Source organism: Bacillus cereus group sp. MYBK227-1 (assembly GCF_051916325.1).
GTDB classification, from domain to species: domain Bacteria; phylum Bacillota; class Bacilli; order Bacillales; family Bacillaceae_G; genus Bacillus_A; species Bacillus_A cereus.
Window position 1 is genome coordinate 113254 of record NZ_JBQAGK010000008.1, and the last position, 13093, is coordinate 126346.

Here is a 13093-nt window from a genome sequence, read left to right on the forward strand (position 1 = left end):
AGAACGGAATCGTCATGCTTACAATCGCACATAGGTGTGCCGAAAATTCGGCATGTAATTGCTGGATTTTCGGCAAGAGGGGGGATGACATTGCTAGCAGTTTCGACACAAGAAGTCATTGAAGCGATTTTGGGCAGTATTGATGAGGCTATACACGCTGTAGATGAAAATGGAATTACAATATTTTATAATTCTGTAGCTGCAAAACACGATGGATCGAAGATTGAAAAAGTGTTAGGGAAACATCTGTTAGAAGCGTTCCCGTCTTTATCAAGGGAAACGAGTACATTGATGAAAGTACTAGATACAAAAAAACCTATCGTACATCAGGTACAACATTATCAAAATTTAAATGGTGAAGATGTTTGTACAGTAAATACGACGTTACCTATTTTTATAGATGGGAATATTGCTGGGGCTGTTGAAATTGCAAAGGATTACTCTACAATTCAAAAGCTTACTGACACAATTGTTGACTTACAGTCGAAAATAAAGCGATCATCTAGAAAAAAAGTGATTAAAAAGCACGCTGCATTTGAGACGATAGTGACAAATGATACGCGGTTTAAACAGACGAAAGAGTTAGCACAAAAAGTAGCACCAACAGACGCGAATGTTTTAATATATGGTGAAACAGGAACAGGAAAAGAACTGTTCGTACAAGCAATTCATGAAGCTTCTAAAAGAAAAAACAAGCCATTTATTGCACAAAACTGTGCAGCTTTACCAGAGTCGCTATTAGAAAGTTTATTGTTTGGAACGACAAAAGGAAGCTATACGGGAGCGATTGAAAGAGCTGGGCTATTTGAACTTGTTGATGGTGGTACATTATTTTTAGATGAACTGAATTCAATGCCTCTTGATTTGCAGGCAAAAATGTTACGAGTGTTAGAAGATGGAGTCATTAGAAGAATTGGTGATAATAAGACGAGAAAAGTAGATGTTCGTGTTATTACCGCGATGAACCAGCCTCCAGAAATATGTTTACGAGAGAATAAAATTCGCACTGATTTATATTATCGCTTAAACGTATTTTCATTATATATCCCACCGCTTCGTGAAAGAACTGAGGATGTACTATTATTAGCATCTTATTTTTTGAAAGAATATAATAAAAGTTATAAAAAAGGTGTACTTCAAATTGATGAGGAAGCGAAAGATAGACTGCAAGCTTATCAGTGGCCTGGAAATGTACGGGAGTTAAAACATACGATTGAACATGCTGTTATTATTGCAGAAGGGAATACATTAACAGCCAATTGTTTACCACGTACATTTCGGAAAGAGAAGTTTTCGAAGAAGAAGGGTATAATGCCACTTAGAGAAGCACTTCATCAAACAGAAAAAGAATTAATAGATCAAGCGTTGATTGAAACGGAAGGGAATATATTACAAGCCGCAAAAATGTTGGGTATCCCTCGTCAAACGCTTCAATATAAACTGAGCAAGTACGACAAAACCGCCGAATAATCGGCGGTTTTTGTGTGTTTGCACCAATAAAAGAGCGTTTACATATATAAAAAGTAATGAATATGATGTTAAGTATTGATTTCATACAACGCTTAAAAATATTTTTTCGCTTATGTAATAGGGTTCTCCGCACATTTACTTATCAACAATGTAAAGTTGGCATAACTATTGCTTATATAAAGGATGAGCGTATAAAAAGGGGGAATAGCAATGTTACATGATGTATACAAACCAAATCGTCACTGGAAGGATATCGAATTATGGAAAGATGTTACTGAAGAGCAATGGAATGATTGGGTTTGGCAATTAACGAATACGATCAAAACGTTAGATGACTTAAGAAAAGTAATTAACTTAACACCTGAAGAAGAAGAGGGCGTTAAAATTTCAACGAAAACGATCCCGTTAAACATTACACCGTACTATGCTTGGCTAATGAATCCTGATGATCCACGCTGTCCGATTCGGATGCAATCAGTACCGATTTCGGAAGAGTTATATAAAACAAAATATGATTTAGAAGACCCACTTCACGAAGACGAAGATTCACCAGTTCCAGGGCTAACACATCGTTATCCGGACCGTGTACTATTCTTAGTAACAAATCAATGTTCTATGTATTGTCGTTACTGTACACGTCGTCGTTTTAGTGGACAAATTGGAATGGGTGTACCGAAGAAACAATTAGATGATGCAATTGCTTATATTCGTGAAACGCCACAAGTACGAGATGTATTAATCTCCGGTGGTGACGGACTTCTAATTAACGATAAAATTTTAGAATATGTATTAAAAAATTTACGAGAGATTCCGCATGTTGAGATTATTCGTATCGGAACGAGAGCACCAGTAGTATTCCCACAACGTATTACAGAAAACTTATGTAACATTATTAAAAAATACCATCCAGTATGGTTAAATACACATTTCAATACATCTATTGAAATTACTGAAGAATCGAAAAAGGCATGTGAAATGTTAGCGAATGCTGGTGTTCCAGTCGGAAACCAAGCAGTAATTTTAGCTGGTATTAACGACAGCGTTCCAATTATGAAAAAACTTATGCATGACTTAGTAAAAATCCGTGTACGTCCATACTACATTTATCAATGTGACTTATCTGAAGGTATCGGTCACTTCCGTGCACCAGTATCTAAAGGTCTTGAAATTATTGAAGGTTTACGTGGACACACATCTGGTTATGCTGTTCCGACATTCGTTGTTGATGCGCCAGGCGGAGGCGGTAAAATTGCACTTCAACCAAACTATTTAATCTCACAAAGTGCAGATAAAGTTGTACTTCGTAACTTTGAAGGTGTTATTACGACGTATCCAGAGCCAGAGAGCTATATTCCAGGAAGAGCGGAAGGATACTTTAAAGAGATTTATCCGAACTACGAAGAAAAACGTTCAGATGTTGGTATCGCAGGTCTTATGAGCGATAAGAAATTTAACCTCGTTCCAGACGACTTACAGCGTATGAACCGTCGTAAAGACTACGAAGATAATGATACTCATGCATCTTTAAAAGATAAACGTGATAAGCGCGATCAATTAAAAGATAAAAAATATCAAGCACAAATGGCTAAGTTAGAAGAAAACGACAAAAAAACTGAGGGTGATGCAGTATGAATTGTATGTGGTGTGACAGTACAGAAGCGAAAGAAAGCTTGAATACTGTATATTGGGAATTACCAGATGGTACGAAAGCCATTGAAATCCAAGAGACACCATGTATTTCTTGTTCCTCGTGCGGGATGGACTATCAATCAGACCATACAGTAAAAGAAATTGAAGATCAATTATTCTTAATTTACACGAAAGATTTACCAAAACAACTAACATATGAAGAATTAATGGGAAGACCGCGTCTATTAAAAAGAAATTATTTCGACTTTTAACCAGCTTTTATGCTGGTTTTTTTCTTTTTTGCCTTGTATAATGTACCCAAGTTAGAAAGGTAGGGAATATTTTTGAAAAAGACATTTTACCATTATATGATGAAGCATCGTGCAGCTTTATTTAGAAATGAAATTTCAGATTTAGCAGAGGCGATGTATGATGATTTAAGTTTTCCGAAGCAATCTGAAGACTATGATGAAATTAGTTCATACTTAGAGTTGAGCGGAATGCTAGAAAGTATGTCTATATTTGATGAAGCCTGGGATTTATATATACAAGATAGATAAAAACTATTTGAAAACATACAGAATACATTACTTTATTTAAAGTGAAGTATTCTGTATGTTTTTTTGTTATGAAATTTGTTGATTTAAAGCTAGTCTAGTTACTAGCTTTTGTTTGAGTGTAATGTAAATTTTATAAGATTATATTTTTTATTGAAAAAATTTATGAATATAAGCTTCTGTGATAAGCGTTTTTATGTAGGTTGCATATACTGATATCAAAATCACGACGTCAAAAAAAGGAGAGATAGAGATGGCAAGAAAAAAACAACCTAAATACAACGTAGGGGACATAGTCGTGATTACGCTATATGGAACCGTTGGGAAAATCACAAATATGAAGGTTTTAGATGGAGTTTATGTATACGAAGTCAATAATCATGATGGATTTTACGTAGAGCAAACATTGCAGCACGTTACAGAGCAAGATATGAAAAAGGGCGATACGGAGTGGATTGAATTAAATTATAATTTCACGTTTGGTGATCTTGTGCAAGTAACTGGATATGATAAAGATGTTTTCCGTATTGTTGGTTTTCGTACAGAAGTATGGAGATATAAGAATGACGCATGGGAAGATACAATTTATGAATTGTCACGGATTACGGATGGTGAATGGTTAGAAGCGGATGAATCAGATTTAACGTTACTCGCCAATGCTCAAACGGCAAATGCAATTTTGAAGAAAATGAAACAAGATAAAGCAGGTATGAATAAATTAGATTTAGGAAAGTTAAAGTCAATTAACAACTCGAAAAAAGTGAGTGTTAAGACGAATCGTCAAGAAATCATTGATGGATTACTTGATATTTATAACGATTATCAATTATTGTTCGATACATTTAAAGATGAAGAATATAAAATTGTAATGGATGTTGTTCATAATTATTTAGTTAAATTGACAGAGAAAAAATAGTTAACTAGAAAGAGAGAATAAATTGAACAACAACATATGCAGTATAAGGTATGCCTACAACTATTAAAAAAATAAAAAGCCACTTTATAAGAGAGTCTGCCCATTGATCTTCATGCATGAACTCTTCTTTTGTTTGTCCTACTTCATATTGATTTTCCATTATTATTTCCCCCTTTGAATAGCTTGTACTACAATCGTATGCATCTCGTCCAAAGCTTATGACCTATAAAAAAATAAAATCTATTTTTCTAATCTCATATACATAATTTTGAGATTTTTTCATAAAACAGAAATAAAGGAGTGATGCTCATGAAGGAAATTGAAGTCGTGATTGATACGGAAGAGATTGCGGAGTTTTTTTATGAGCAACTAATTGAAAGAGGGTACGTCCCAAAACGAGAAGAAATTGAAGATCTCGCAGATATTACATTTGAGTATTTATTAGAGAAATGCATGATTGATGAAGTTTTTGATGAAGAGGATGAATGAAAGTAACGACGGGCATAACTCGTCGTTTTTTACTCTTTACAAACCTGTCACAAATATAGTCAATAATTATTGGTATAATGAAAAGGAAATTTTACTCAAGAGGTGAAGGAATGTTCAAAAAAATTATTGATTCTTTATTAGGAAAGAAAAAATATCGTTCGTATTCAAGTAGTGATTATCGTCGTAGAGGGCGCTCGTATTCAAGTAGCGATTATAAACGACGTTCATCTGGTTATGGACATCAACATTATAAAAGAAAACGTAAAAGCCGTAGCTTCTTTTCAAGTAGCTGATGAAATGGCGTCGTGTACTAGCATTATTTGATAGACCACTGCGAAAAAATACAATTGTTGCAGAGCGTTATAAAATTGAATCAGTAATTGGAATGGGCAGTTATGGGGTTACATATGTCGTTAATGATTTACAAATAAATAGATATAAAGTCTTAAAACAATTAAGACAAAGTAAACAAAGATATGAGTCTGGTAGAAAATCATTTGAACAAGAGAAAATGATTTTACAAACATTAAATCATCATGCAATTCCTAGTCTATATGATCATTTCCTATGGGAGAAAAAGAGCTTCTTTGTGATGGAGTACATGCCTGGTAAAAATTTTGAAGATTATATTTTCATAGATGGGTATGTATATACAGAACGCGAAGTTTTTGAGATTTTATATGAAATATTAGAAATTGTATCGGTGTTTCATAGTGAAGGCATTATTCATCGAGATTTACGCATTCCAAACATACTAATGAAAGAAAATCAAATTAGTATTATCGATTTTGGATTGGCTAAATGGAAAGGTGAAGATGATGAGCGAGCTACAACTTACGAAGGTGAACAAGCTTTGATGCGAGAAGTTCACTTTCGTAGCGACTTTTATGCGCTCGGTCATTTCTCATTATTTTTATTATATGCAGGATATGAATCTAATGAAAAACAGGAAAAACCATGGTACGAAGAATTAACTTTGGAACATTATAATCGTGAAATGCTTATGCGAATGTTACAAATAAAAACGCCGTACTATGAGAATGTACAAGATTTAAAACAAGATGTAGCTTCTGCTTTAGAAAGGATGGAGACTCCATGTTTCAAAAGTTTTTAGCAAGCGTTGGTATTGGAAGTGCAAAGGTAGATACTGTTCTTGAAAAAGATGAGTATATTGTTGGGGAAGAAATAGTTGGAAAGGTTCATATAACTGGAGGTTCAGTTAGCCAACAAATTGAAAGCATTTACTTAACATTATCGACGTCGTATGTACGAGAAGTGGATGATAAAAAAGTAACAGCAACATATGATTTAGAGCGAGTACGCTTAACAGAACCTTTTTCTGTAGAACCGAATGAAAAAGTTGAAATTCCATTTTCTTTTCCAATGCCAATTGAAGCACCACTTACACTTGGTATGAAAACGGTTTGGATTCATACAGGTCTTGATATTAAACATAGTATAGACCCAAGTGACCGCGACTACGTTCAAGTGTTACCCAATGCATTATTAAGTAGTGTTTTAGATAGTGTAAATGAATTAGGGTTTAAAGCACGTCATATAGAATGTGAAGAATTACCGCATCGATTACGTAAGCAAGTTCCATTCGCACAAGAATTTGAGTTTATTCCGGTTTCTGGAGAGCATTATGGGAAATTAGATGAATTAGAATTATTAATCTTGCCACGTGCATACGACCGACTAGAAATTATTATGGAAGTAGATAGAAAATCCCGTGGTTTAGCTGGATTATTCGCTGAGGCGCTTGATCTTGATGAGAAGGTGATTCGTTTTACCGTAACAAGAGAAGATATCCCTGAGATGAAGCAAAAAATTAATAATTATATTTTTTAATAAACTATGCATAAAAAAGAAATGGAGAGGAAAACTAAAACAACCGCTCCATTTTTTTGCATAGTGAGGTTATGTATGTGAAACGATATCGACATTTATACTTGCTAAGTTTTACGTTACTCATTTGTTTTGTCGTATTATCACTTTCGTATCATACCGCTTGTATTGAGAACTTTGACAATATAGTCGCACATTTTATTCAAAGCTTTCGAAACGATTATTTGACGACCTATTTTACTTGGGTGTCTTTTATCGGTTCCAAAAGAATATATTTTCCATTACTCATTATTCTTGTAATGTATTTTCTCGTTAGAAAAAAGTTGCTTAGTGCGTTACTTCTAACAATTAATTACTACGGATCTCGTTATTTAAACAGTATGCTTAAACTATGGTACGAACGAGCAAGACCTGATGTTACGCAGCTTGTTACTGCAACTGGATATAGTTTTCCGAGCGGTCATACGATGAATGCTACTGCTTTTTTAGGATTTATTGCATACGTCACAATTACTGAAGAGCGTATTTCGTTGCATAAAAAATTGTTAATTATTCTTATAGCAAGCTTTGTTGTATTATCTATTTCAGTTAGCCGAATATATCTTGGCGTGCACTATCCATCTGACATATTAGCAGGATGGGCAGCTGGCGGTAGCTGGCTCGTTTTATGTGTTATATTCCATAAAACGTTCATAAAAAAAGAACCTATGTCATAATAGGTTCTTTTTTCATTGGCTCAACATGAATGTGTGCATGGTAAATTCCAAATTTTTTGCGCAGCATAGCTTCGATGTTGTCGGTAATACAGTGACTTTCTCCAACATCCATGCGAGCATCTACTTCAATTGTAATATCAACGTACGTTTGATTCCCATACATACGTGCTCGAATATCTACAATGTTTTCCACACCGCCAATATGCTCAATAGCATCAGCGTATTCTTCCATTTTATCAGGATCAATTCCATCTGTTAGCATATGAGAAGATTCTACGAAAATCTCCCATGCAGTTTTACAAATAATAAGACCGACAATTAAAGCGGCAATAGGGTCTAAAATAGGCATTTGGAACTGAGAACCGACAATACCTACTACGGTACCAATACTTACGAGTGCATCTGATAAATTATCCTTTGCAGCGGCTTCTAATGATTTACTTTTTGTTCGTGCTGCAATTTTTTTCGTATACAAATACACGCAGTACATAACGACAGCAGAAAATAAAGCAACCCATGCAGCGAGTACATTAGGCGCTGCTTGTTTCGGATTTAAGAAAGATTGAATGGCACTAATAACAACTTCTAATCCGACTGTTGCCATAATGAAGGACGCAACAAGTGATGCGATTTGTTCGGCACGCGAATGCCCATACGGATGATCTGGGTCACGAGGTTTACGAGATATTTTTAGACCAATTAATATCGCTAAAGAAGCACCGATATCCGTTAAGTTATTTAAACCGTCAGCGCGTAATGCGCTAGAGAGGGTAATATAACTGATGATGATTTTCATAGAGGATAAAAATATGTAGGCCATAATGCTGACAATAGCACCTTTATCAGCTTCTTTATGAGAAAGAGTATCCATTTTAATCACTCACCTTTCTTTAAAGGAATTTCTTTCTATAAATAGAGTATCAAACGAAAGTTGTGTGGGTCTATACAAACATTGTTGACGTTTTATAGCTTTTTAAGAAGGGGATAACAAAGTTTCGTAAAGGAAAAATATGTTGAAAAGTACAAAGTCAAGGTGTGAACCTAATTGGAGTTTATTTACTAAAGAGATAGGAGGGTAGATGGATGAGGAAACGAATACTTTTCTTACTACGTATTATTCTTATCATGACAAGGTGTAATTCATTAAACGATGAAAAACTTCAAAAGATAATTGTGAAAATAGATGAAAACCCTCTGAAAAATATTTTCCAGAGGGCTTTCATTTTAGTATGCTTCTAAAAACTCAGTAACTTGCTCTTCTGTTTTTGCATTAGCACTATGTAAGTGGCCTAGCTTCTCACCGTTTTGGTATACAAGTAAACTTGGAATACCCATTACTTGATACTCTTCAGCGATACTTGGAAACTCATCTTTATTGATAGAGTACCATTCAAATTTATTGAACTCTTCCATTACATCTCCGATAAAGTTGTCCATACGTACGCAATCTGGGCACCATGTAGTAAAGAACTTAACAACTACAGGCTCCTCGCTTGCGATGATGTCTTTGAATTCTTGTTCTGTTTTAATTTCTTTCATAAGTAAAACTCCTTTCAATATCACACGAATTTATATGCAAAATTCGTATTTGCAAACATGTTGCAAACTTATTATTTGTTTTTTAGTTTTATAGTTCGTTCACACTTATAAAATTATATGTAACATGACTGCGCTACTAAGTGTGAAAATAATGGAACCTCACTTTTCTTTATAAGCTTTTTCCAGGATTGTGTCAAACTTTTGAATTTTATACAGAAATTAAAGAAGCCCACACTTTGATTGAGTATGGGCAGAGGGACTAAAATTAATCGCTTATTAATTTCGAATAGATATTTAAATCGATAAGCTTTCCAGCTGATTTTTCGCTCTTTCTCAGAGTACCTTCAAAAGTAAAGTTTAATTTTTCTAATACTTTTATGGAATTTACATTTGCAGGTTCAACTTTTGCTTCAACACGATTTAGTTTTAGATGTGTAAAAGCATAATCTAATAAAGAGGATATTGCTTCAGGTGCATATCCTTTACCCCAAAATGTTTTTGAAATATCATAGCCAATCTCAGTCTTTGAGTTTTCAAAATCTAAGGAATTATAGCCACATGAACCGATAATATGATTAGATTCTTTTTCAATAATAGTAAAACGTATAGCTTTATTATTTTGAGCGAGTTCGTTAAGGAATTGAATCATATCTTTTGCCTGGTTCTCATCAGTGAAATTACTTATATTCATGAATTTAGTAACATCAGGATCAGACCATATTTTAAACATACTTAGTGAATCAGATGCTTTCATTTTCCTTAAATATAATCTCTGTGAGTGTAGTTCTGTAATCAATACTTTTACCTCCGTTATGTTGTAATGATAGGTAGATTAAAAATATTGATATCTGCGCATAAGTCAGTCCCTTCTAGATTAATTAACTTTTATTATACAAGAAAATTACTACATTGAACAAAGGCGTTAATTGGAGGTAACGAAATGACAAACTCATCAATTGAATATTGCGTTCAGTGTGATTAAGAAAGTGGTGTATAAAGATGGGACGAGATGAGAGTTACTTCCAAACTAAAAAAAGAGTAGATAATTTAAAAACATTTTACATTCATTTAACCATCTACATACTAGTCAATCTGATGCTTTTTTTACTTTTTAAGTAGTGAATTAGCTATTTTTTATTTTAATTACAAAAATTGAATAAGGTTAGAAATTATATGGTTGTAATGGGAATTAAGGGATATGGATAAAAAAAATTATCCCGCTATTTGTCGGGCAGTAAGATCCAAACCTCAAAATTCAGCGGAAGCAAAGAAGTTAGGTGGAGTCGGGCTGCCCGTAAAAGCCCGATTGGTGAGGGCTGATTAAAGTTTCACTTTATTAGGGATTTGCCTTAAACATTTATTACAGTCAAGAATATTTATAATAATATGAACTAAAAAAGGTCCAATTTTTGTAATGTTGGAGGGGATTATTGTGGACATAACTCAAAGCGTATCAAGAATAGTGGTTAATGGGAAAGACCTTTCTTTCACTTCAGTTCAAACCTCTGCATGGAATCATGGACCTGTAAATGATTTAATCGTTACGACGAATCAGAGAGTGAATGAGCTTTATCAATTCATGTGGTCACAAGTACCGGTTACGATTTCGGTATATTTCCTTCAAGGAGCGGATTTACTTAGGTTCGTTAGGGTTGCGGGAATTAATGAGCGCGTAACAGGGGAATATGTATATCATTTCATTTGGTGATAAGATGGAGTCAAAGTAGTCTAGCAGCTACTTTTTTATTTTGTCATTTGAATATAAGCGAGCGAACTAGCTTTATAGTACCCACTGAAATAAAGAATCATAATATAATTTGTAATGACTTATACGGAAGTGAGTTGAAAATCATGTTTTATTCATATTTTAATTCTGAAACTGGTATGCGACCAGCGTATGGTACATCTATAACGTATAGTGGAGCACAAAGTACAGTCCAAGCTATTCAACAAGCATTGCAAATGCAACAACAATTGCAAATGCAGCAGCAAGGTGTACAACCGTATTATTCATCCGTAGAGTATTTTTACCCAGTACATCAAGTTACACCGTACGGAAGTTCTTTTCTGACTATTCCATATGGGACTGTATACAACTTATAACTAGTAAGGAATGAAGTGGTGTATATAAATAAGGGTGCAGGTTAATAGCGCCCTTATGAATAATAAAAATAGCTAGTCCAAACCTTATAAATCAATCTTACATAATATATAGTAATAAGTTTGAAAGGGGAATCAGTATGTCTTGTTATTACTACTGTAAGTATTGTAAGGAGTATAAAAATAAGCATCATGATTGTTGTAAGAACACTAGTAAGTGTCATGATAACAAGGACAATCTTGTTAGAGCATCGGCATTTAGAGCTAGAAATACTGTGAATCAAAATGTTCCTGCTAATACTTTTGTGAAAGTGTTATTTCAAAATGAACAATTTGATTTAGCGAATGAGTATAATCCAGCAACATCTATTTTTATGCCGAAGACTAAAGGTGTATATTCTATTATTGGAACGATTGGTTTCTTTCCAAACGATCCAACTTTAAATTATAGAGCGCGTGTAGAAATTCGTGTGAATGGAAACGCAGCGATAGCTATAGATAATGACTTTTTTGGTCCAATAAGTTTTGGAAATGTCGTAAGTGTTTCGACGATTGTTCAATTGAATGCAGGGGATGAAGTTGAGATTTATGCACAAAGTAGTATAGATGGAGTTTTAAGTCCTTTAGAAGATGGTGCACATTTTGAAGCAGCAAGATTTCCTTCTCCAATTAAATAAAGTCATTAAACAATGAGTTTGCAGAAGCTTAAAGGTAAACCCTCACCGAAATGGTGAGGGTTTTTTAATCTATTAAAAATAGTAACAGGTCGTCCAAGCTATTCTAATCTATATAGCATACTATGTAAAAATAAGTGTAAAGGGGGACTCACTATGTCTTATTATTACTGTAAGTATTGTAAAGATTACAAAAAGGAAAGTCATGATTGTTATAGGAAAAGTAGTAAATGTGATAGGAAGTATGTAAAGGTGAAGTGTTGTGATGATAAGAAAGAGGAGCTTGTAAGGGCATCGGCATTTAGAGCTGTGAATACAGTTAATCAACCTGTTCTAGCAAATACTCCTGTTAAAGTATTATTTCAAAATGAACAATTTGATCTAGCGAATGAATATAATCCAGTAACGTCGATTTTTACTCCGAAAACTAGAGGGGTATATAGTGTATTAGGAAATATAACATTTTCTCCAAATGATTTTAATGTAAATTACAGAGCTAGAGTAGAAATTCGTGTAAATGGCAATCCGGCAATAGCGATAGATAATGATTTCTTTGGAACAGGAGTATTTTTTAATAATGATGTTTCCGTAACTACTATTCTTCAATTAGAAACAGGAGATTTAGTTGAAGTTTTTGCAGAAAGTAGTATTGCTGGCGTAATTGTACAAAATGTTAATGGTGTAAATACGGTTCACTTTGAAGCGGCAAGATTTCCTTCTCCAACTAAATAAAACTGATTATTAAATGTTTTTTAGTAGGTTTAGTTAATCCCCTTACCAAATGGTGGGGGATTATTATTGTTTTTCTAAAATATATAAGTAAATAGGTAAAGCGTAGTTTAATTTGTAGGGGCTTCAACCTTCTTCAGATAATAAACAGAATAATAAGTAACATGCTTGTAAAAACGCATTGTTAGTAAGTTTACTAGTTTTCTTATAGAACAAGAAAGACGGAATACATAAAAGATCGTATCATTATGTTTTTTCTTTACCATATAGAAATTATATATTGAACATAGATTTGTGTAGGGAATGCTAATACACTGAAAAGAATAGCATAAAGGCGATTACACTATATAAAAACAAAATCAATCCTAAGATGAGTAGTATTGGATGCAACTTGAACATATTTGACCTCCTTGAGTATATAAAGAA

At 33.8% G+C, this 13093-nt stretch carries 18 protein-coding genes and 1 pseudogene; 15 read left to right on the plus strand and 4 right to left on the minus strand.

Annotation, left to right across the window (positions count from 1 at the left end; translation table 11 throughout):
* The first annotated feature begins 84 nt into the window (after nt 1–84).
* The 5 genes from rocR (at nt 85) to ACTFRM_RS25885 (ending at nt 4572) form a co-directional block, all read left to right on the plus strand.
* Nucleotides 85–1470, plus strand: coding sequence for an arginine utilization transcriptional regulator RocR (gene rocR, locus ACTFRM_RS25865; protein WP_011110073.1), 1386 nt, complete (start codon nt 85–87; stop codon nt 1468–1470).
* 210 nt (nt 1471–1680) lie between these two features.
* Nucleotides 1681–3102 carry a lysine 2,3-aminomutase gene (gene ablA / locus ACTFRM_RS25870; protein WP_000902142.1) on the plus strand — a complete coding sequence of 474 codons (1422 nt, stop codon included), beginning with the start codon at nt 1681–1683 and terminating at the stop codon, nt 3100–3102.
* The gene (locus ACTFRM_RS25875; RefSeq protein WP_000995763.1) at nt 3099–3371 is read left to right on the plus strand and encodes a YokU family protein; all 273 of its coding nucleotides are present in this window, start codon (nt 3099–3101) and stop codon (nt 3369–3371) included. Before ablA ends, ACTFRM_RS25875 begins: the two co-directional genes overlap by 4 nt.
* 72 nt (nt 3372–3443) lie before the next feature.
* On the plus strand, nt 3444–3659 hold the full coding sequence (locus ACTFRM_RS25880; RefSeq protein WP_000750717.1) for a YozE family protein: 216 nt from the start codon (nt 3444–3446) through the stop codon (nt 3657–3659).
* Nucleotides 3660–3909: 250 nt separating this feature from the next.
* Nucleotides 3910–4572, plus strand: a complete 663-nt coding sequence (locus ACTFRM_RS25885; protein WP_000101499.1) for a hypothetical protein — start codon at nt 3910–3912, stop codon at nt 4570–4572.
* Nucleotides 4573–4576: 4 nt separating this feature from the next.
* Here the strand turns inward: ACTFRM_RS25885 and ACTFRM_RS25890 are convergent, their stop codons facing one another.
* Nucleotides 4577–4732 carry a DUF3930 family protein gene (locus tag ACTFRM_RS25890; protein ID WP_000431486.1) on the minus strand — a complete coding sequence of 52 codons (156 nt, stop codon included), beginning with the start codon at nt 4730–4732 and terminating at the stop codon, nt 4577–4579.
* Between the two features lie 149 nt (nt 4733–4881).
* Here ACTFRM_RS25890 and ACTFRM_RS25895 point away from each other — a divergent pair, with 149 nt between their 5' ends.
* From ACTFRM_RS25895 to ACTFRM_RS25915, 5 genes are all read left to right on the plus strand, one after another.
* Entirely contained in the window at nt 4882–5061 is a 180-nt protein-coding gene (locus ACTFRM_RS25895; RefSeq protein ID WP_000658451.1) for a YozD family protein, read from the plus strand.
* A 110-nt stretch (nt 5062–5171) separates the two neighbouring features.
* Complete coding sequence (locus tag ACTFRM_RS25900; RefSeq protein ID WP_000473371.1) at nt 5172–5354, plus strand: hypothetical protein; 183 nt, start codon at nt 5172–5174, stop codon at nt 5352–5354.
* Nucleotides 5354–6175, plus strand: coding sequence for a serine/threonine protein kinase (locus ACTFRM_RS25905; RefSeq protein WP_000872063.1), 822 nt, complete (start codon nt 5354–5356; stop codon nt 6173–6175). The genes ACTFRM_RS25900 and ACTFRM_RS25905 overlap by 1 nt, the downstream gene beginning before the upstream one ends.
* Nucleotides 6157–6912, plus strand: coding sequence for a sporulation protein (locus ACTFRM_RS25910; RefSeq protein ID WP_000486622.1), 756 nt, complete (start codon nt 6157–6159; stop codon nt 6910–6912). The genes ACTFRM_RS25905 and ACTFRM_RS25910 overlap by 19 nt, the downstream gene beginning before the upstream one ends.
* Before the next feature lie 77 nt (nt 6913–6989).
* Nucleotides 6990–7625 (plus strand): phosphatase PAP2 family protein, encoded by a 636-nt coding sequence (locus ACTFRM_RS25915; protein ID WP_000833370.1) that lies wholly within the window; start codon nt 6990–6992, stop codon nt 7623–7625.
* On the opposite strand, the gene ACTFRM_RS25920 is transcribed toward ACTFRM_RS25915, so the two are convergent.
* The 3 genes from ACTFRM_RS25920 to ACTFRM_RS25930 form a co-directional block, all read right to left on the minus strand.
* Entirely contained in the window at nt 7615–8496 is an 882-nt protein-coding gene (locus tag ACTFRM_RS25920) for a cation diffusion facilitator family transporter (protein ID WP_000380385.1), read from the minus strand. The genes ACTFRM_RS25915 and ACTFRM_RS25920 overlap by 11 nt on opposite strands.
* Nucleotides 8497–8849: 353 nt before the next feature.
* A complete protein-coding gene (locus ACTFRM_RS25925) occupies nt 8850–9164 on the minus strand; it encodes a thioredoxin family protein (protein WP_000658787.1) in 315 nt (104 codons plus the stop codon).
* Between the two features lie 265 nt (nt 9165–9429).
* On the minus strand, nt 9430–9960 hold the full coding sequence (locus ACTFRM_RS25930; RefSeq protein WP_000627261.1) for a GNAT family N-acetyltransferase: 531 nt from the start codon (nt 9958–9960) through the stop codon (nt 9430–9432).
* Between the two features lie 203 nt (nt 9961–10163).
* Between ACTFRM_RS25930 and ACTFRM_RS25935 the strand changes: the two are divergent.
* The 5 genes and pseudogenes from ACTFRM_RS25935 to ACTFRM_RS25955 form a co-directional block, all read left to right on the plus strand.
* Nucleotides 10164–10274 (plus strand): annotated as a pseudogene (locus ACTFRM_RS25935) (2TM domain-containing protein); the annotation flags it as partial.
* A 322-nt stretch (nt 10275–10596) separates the two neighbouring features.
* Entirely contained in the window at nt 10597–10872 is a 276-nt protein-coding gene (locus tag ACTFRM_RS25940) for a hypothetical protein (protein ID WP_000355695.1), read from the plus strand.
* A 143-nt stretch (nt 10873–11015) separates the two neighbouring features.
* Nucleotides 11016–11267: a DUF3947 family protein gene (locus ACTFRM_RS25945; RefSeq protein ID WP_000500098.1), complete on the plus strand. Its 252-nt coding sequence runs from the start codon at nt 11016–11018 to the stop codon at nt 11265–11267.
* 137 nt (nt 11268–11404) lie between these two features.
* Nucleotides 11405–11941 (plus strand): C1q-like domain-containing protein, encoded by a 537-nt coding sequence (locus ACTFRM_RS25950; RefSeq protein ID WP_002182716.1) that lies wholly within the window; start codon nt 11405–11407, stop codon nt 11939–11941.
* Between the two features lie 153 nt (nt 11942–12094).
* Nucleotides 12095–12670 (plus strand): hypothetical protein, encoded by a 576-nt coding sequence (locus ACTFRM_RS25955; RefSeq protein ID WP_000122946.1) that lies wholly within the window; start codon nt 12095–12097, stop codon nt 12668–12670.
* The last annotated feature ends 423 nt before the right edge of the window (nt 12671–13093 follow it).

Bases quoted from the DNA above. Each gene is read 5' to 3' on its own strand.
- ACTFRM_RS25920 (WP_000380385.1), bottom strand. From the start codon at position 8,496: ATGGATACTCTTTCTCATAAAGAAGCTGATAAAGGTGCTATTGTCAGC.
- ACTFRM_RS25900 (WP_000473371.1), top strand. From the start codon at position 5,172: ATGTTCAAAAAAATTATTGATTCTTTATTAGGAAAGAAAAAATATCGT.
- ACTFRM_RS25905 (WP_000872063.1), top strand. From the start codon at position 5,354: ATGAAATGGCGTCGTGTACTAGCATTATTTGATAGACCACTGCGAAAA.
- ACTFRM_RS25875 (WP_000995763.1), top strand. From the start codon at position 3,099: ATGAATTGTATGTGGTGTGACAGTACAGAAGCGAAAGAAAGCTTGAAT.
- ablA (WP_000902142.1), top strand. From the start codon at position 1,681: ATGTTACATGATGTATACAAACCAAATCGTCACTGGAAGGATATCGAA.
- ACTFRM_RS25910 (WP_000486622.1), top strand. From the start codon at position 6,157: ATGTTTCAAAAGTTTTTAGCAAGCGTTGGTATTGGAAGTGCAAAGGTA.
- ACTFRM_RS25925 (WP_000658787.1), bottom strand. From the start codon at position 9,164: ATGAAAGAAATTAAAACAGAACAAGAATTCAAAGACATCATCGCAAGC.
- ACTFRM_RS25895 (WP_000658451.1), top strand. From the start codon at position 4,882: ATGAAGGAAATTGAAGTCGTGATTGATACGGAAGAGATTGCGGAGTTT.
- ACTFRM_RS25890 (WP_000431486.1), bottom strand. From the start codon at position 4,732: ATGGAAAATCAATATGAAGTAGGACAAACAAAAGAAGAGTTCATGCAT.
- ACTFRM_RS25885 (WP_000101499.1), top strand. From the start codon at position 3,910: ATGGCAAGAAAAAAACAACCTAAATACAACGTAGGGGACATAGTCGTG.
- ACTFRM_RS25945 (WP_000500098.1), top strand. From the start codon at position 11,016: ATGTTTTATTCATATTTTAATTCTGAAACTGGTATGCGACCAGCGTAT.
- rocR (WP_011110073.1), top strand. From the start codon at position 85: ATGACATTGCTAGCAGTTTCGACACAAGAAGTCATTGAAGCGATTTTG.
- ACTFRM_RS25950 (WP_002182716.1), top strand. From the start codon at position 11,405: ATGTCTTGTTATTACTACTGTAAGTATTGTAAGGAGTATAAAAATAAG.
- ACTFRM_RS25955 (WP_000122946.1), top strand. From the start codon at position 12,095: ATGTCTTATTATTACTGTAAGTATTGTAAAGATTACAAAAAGGAAAGT.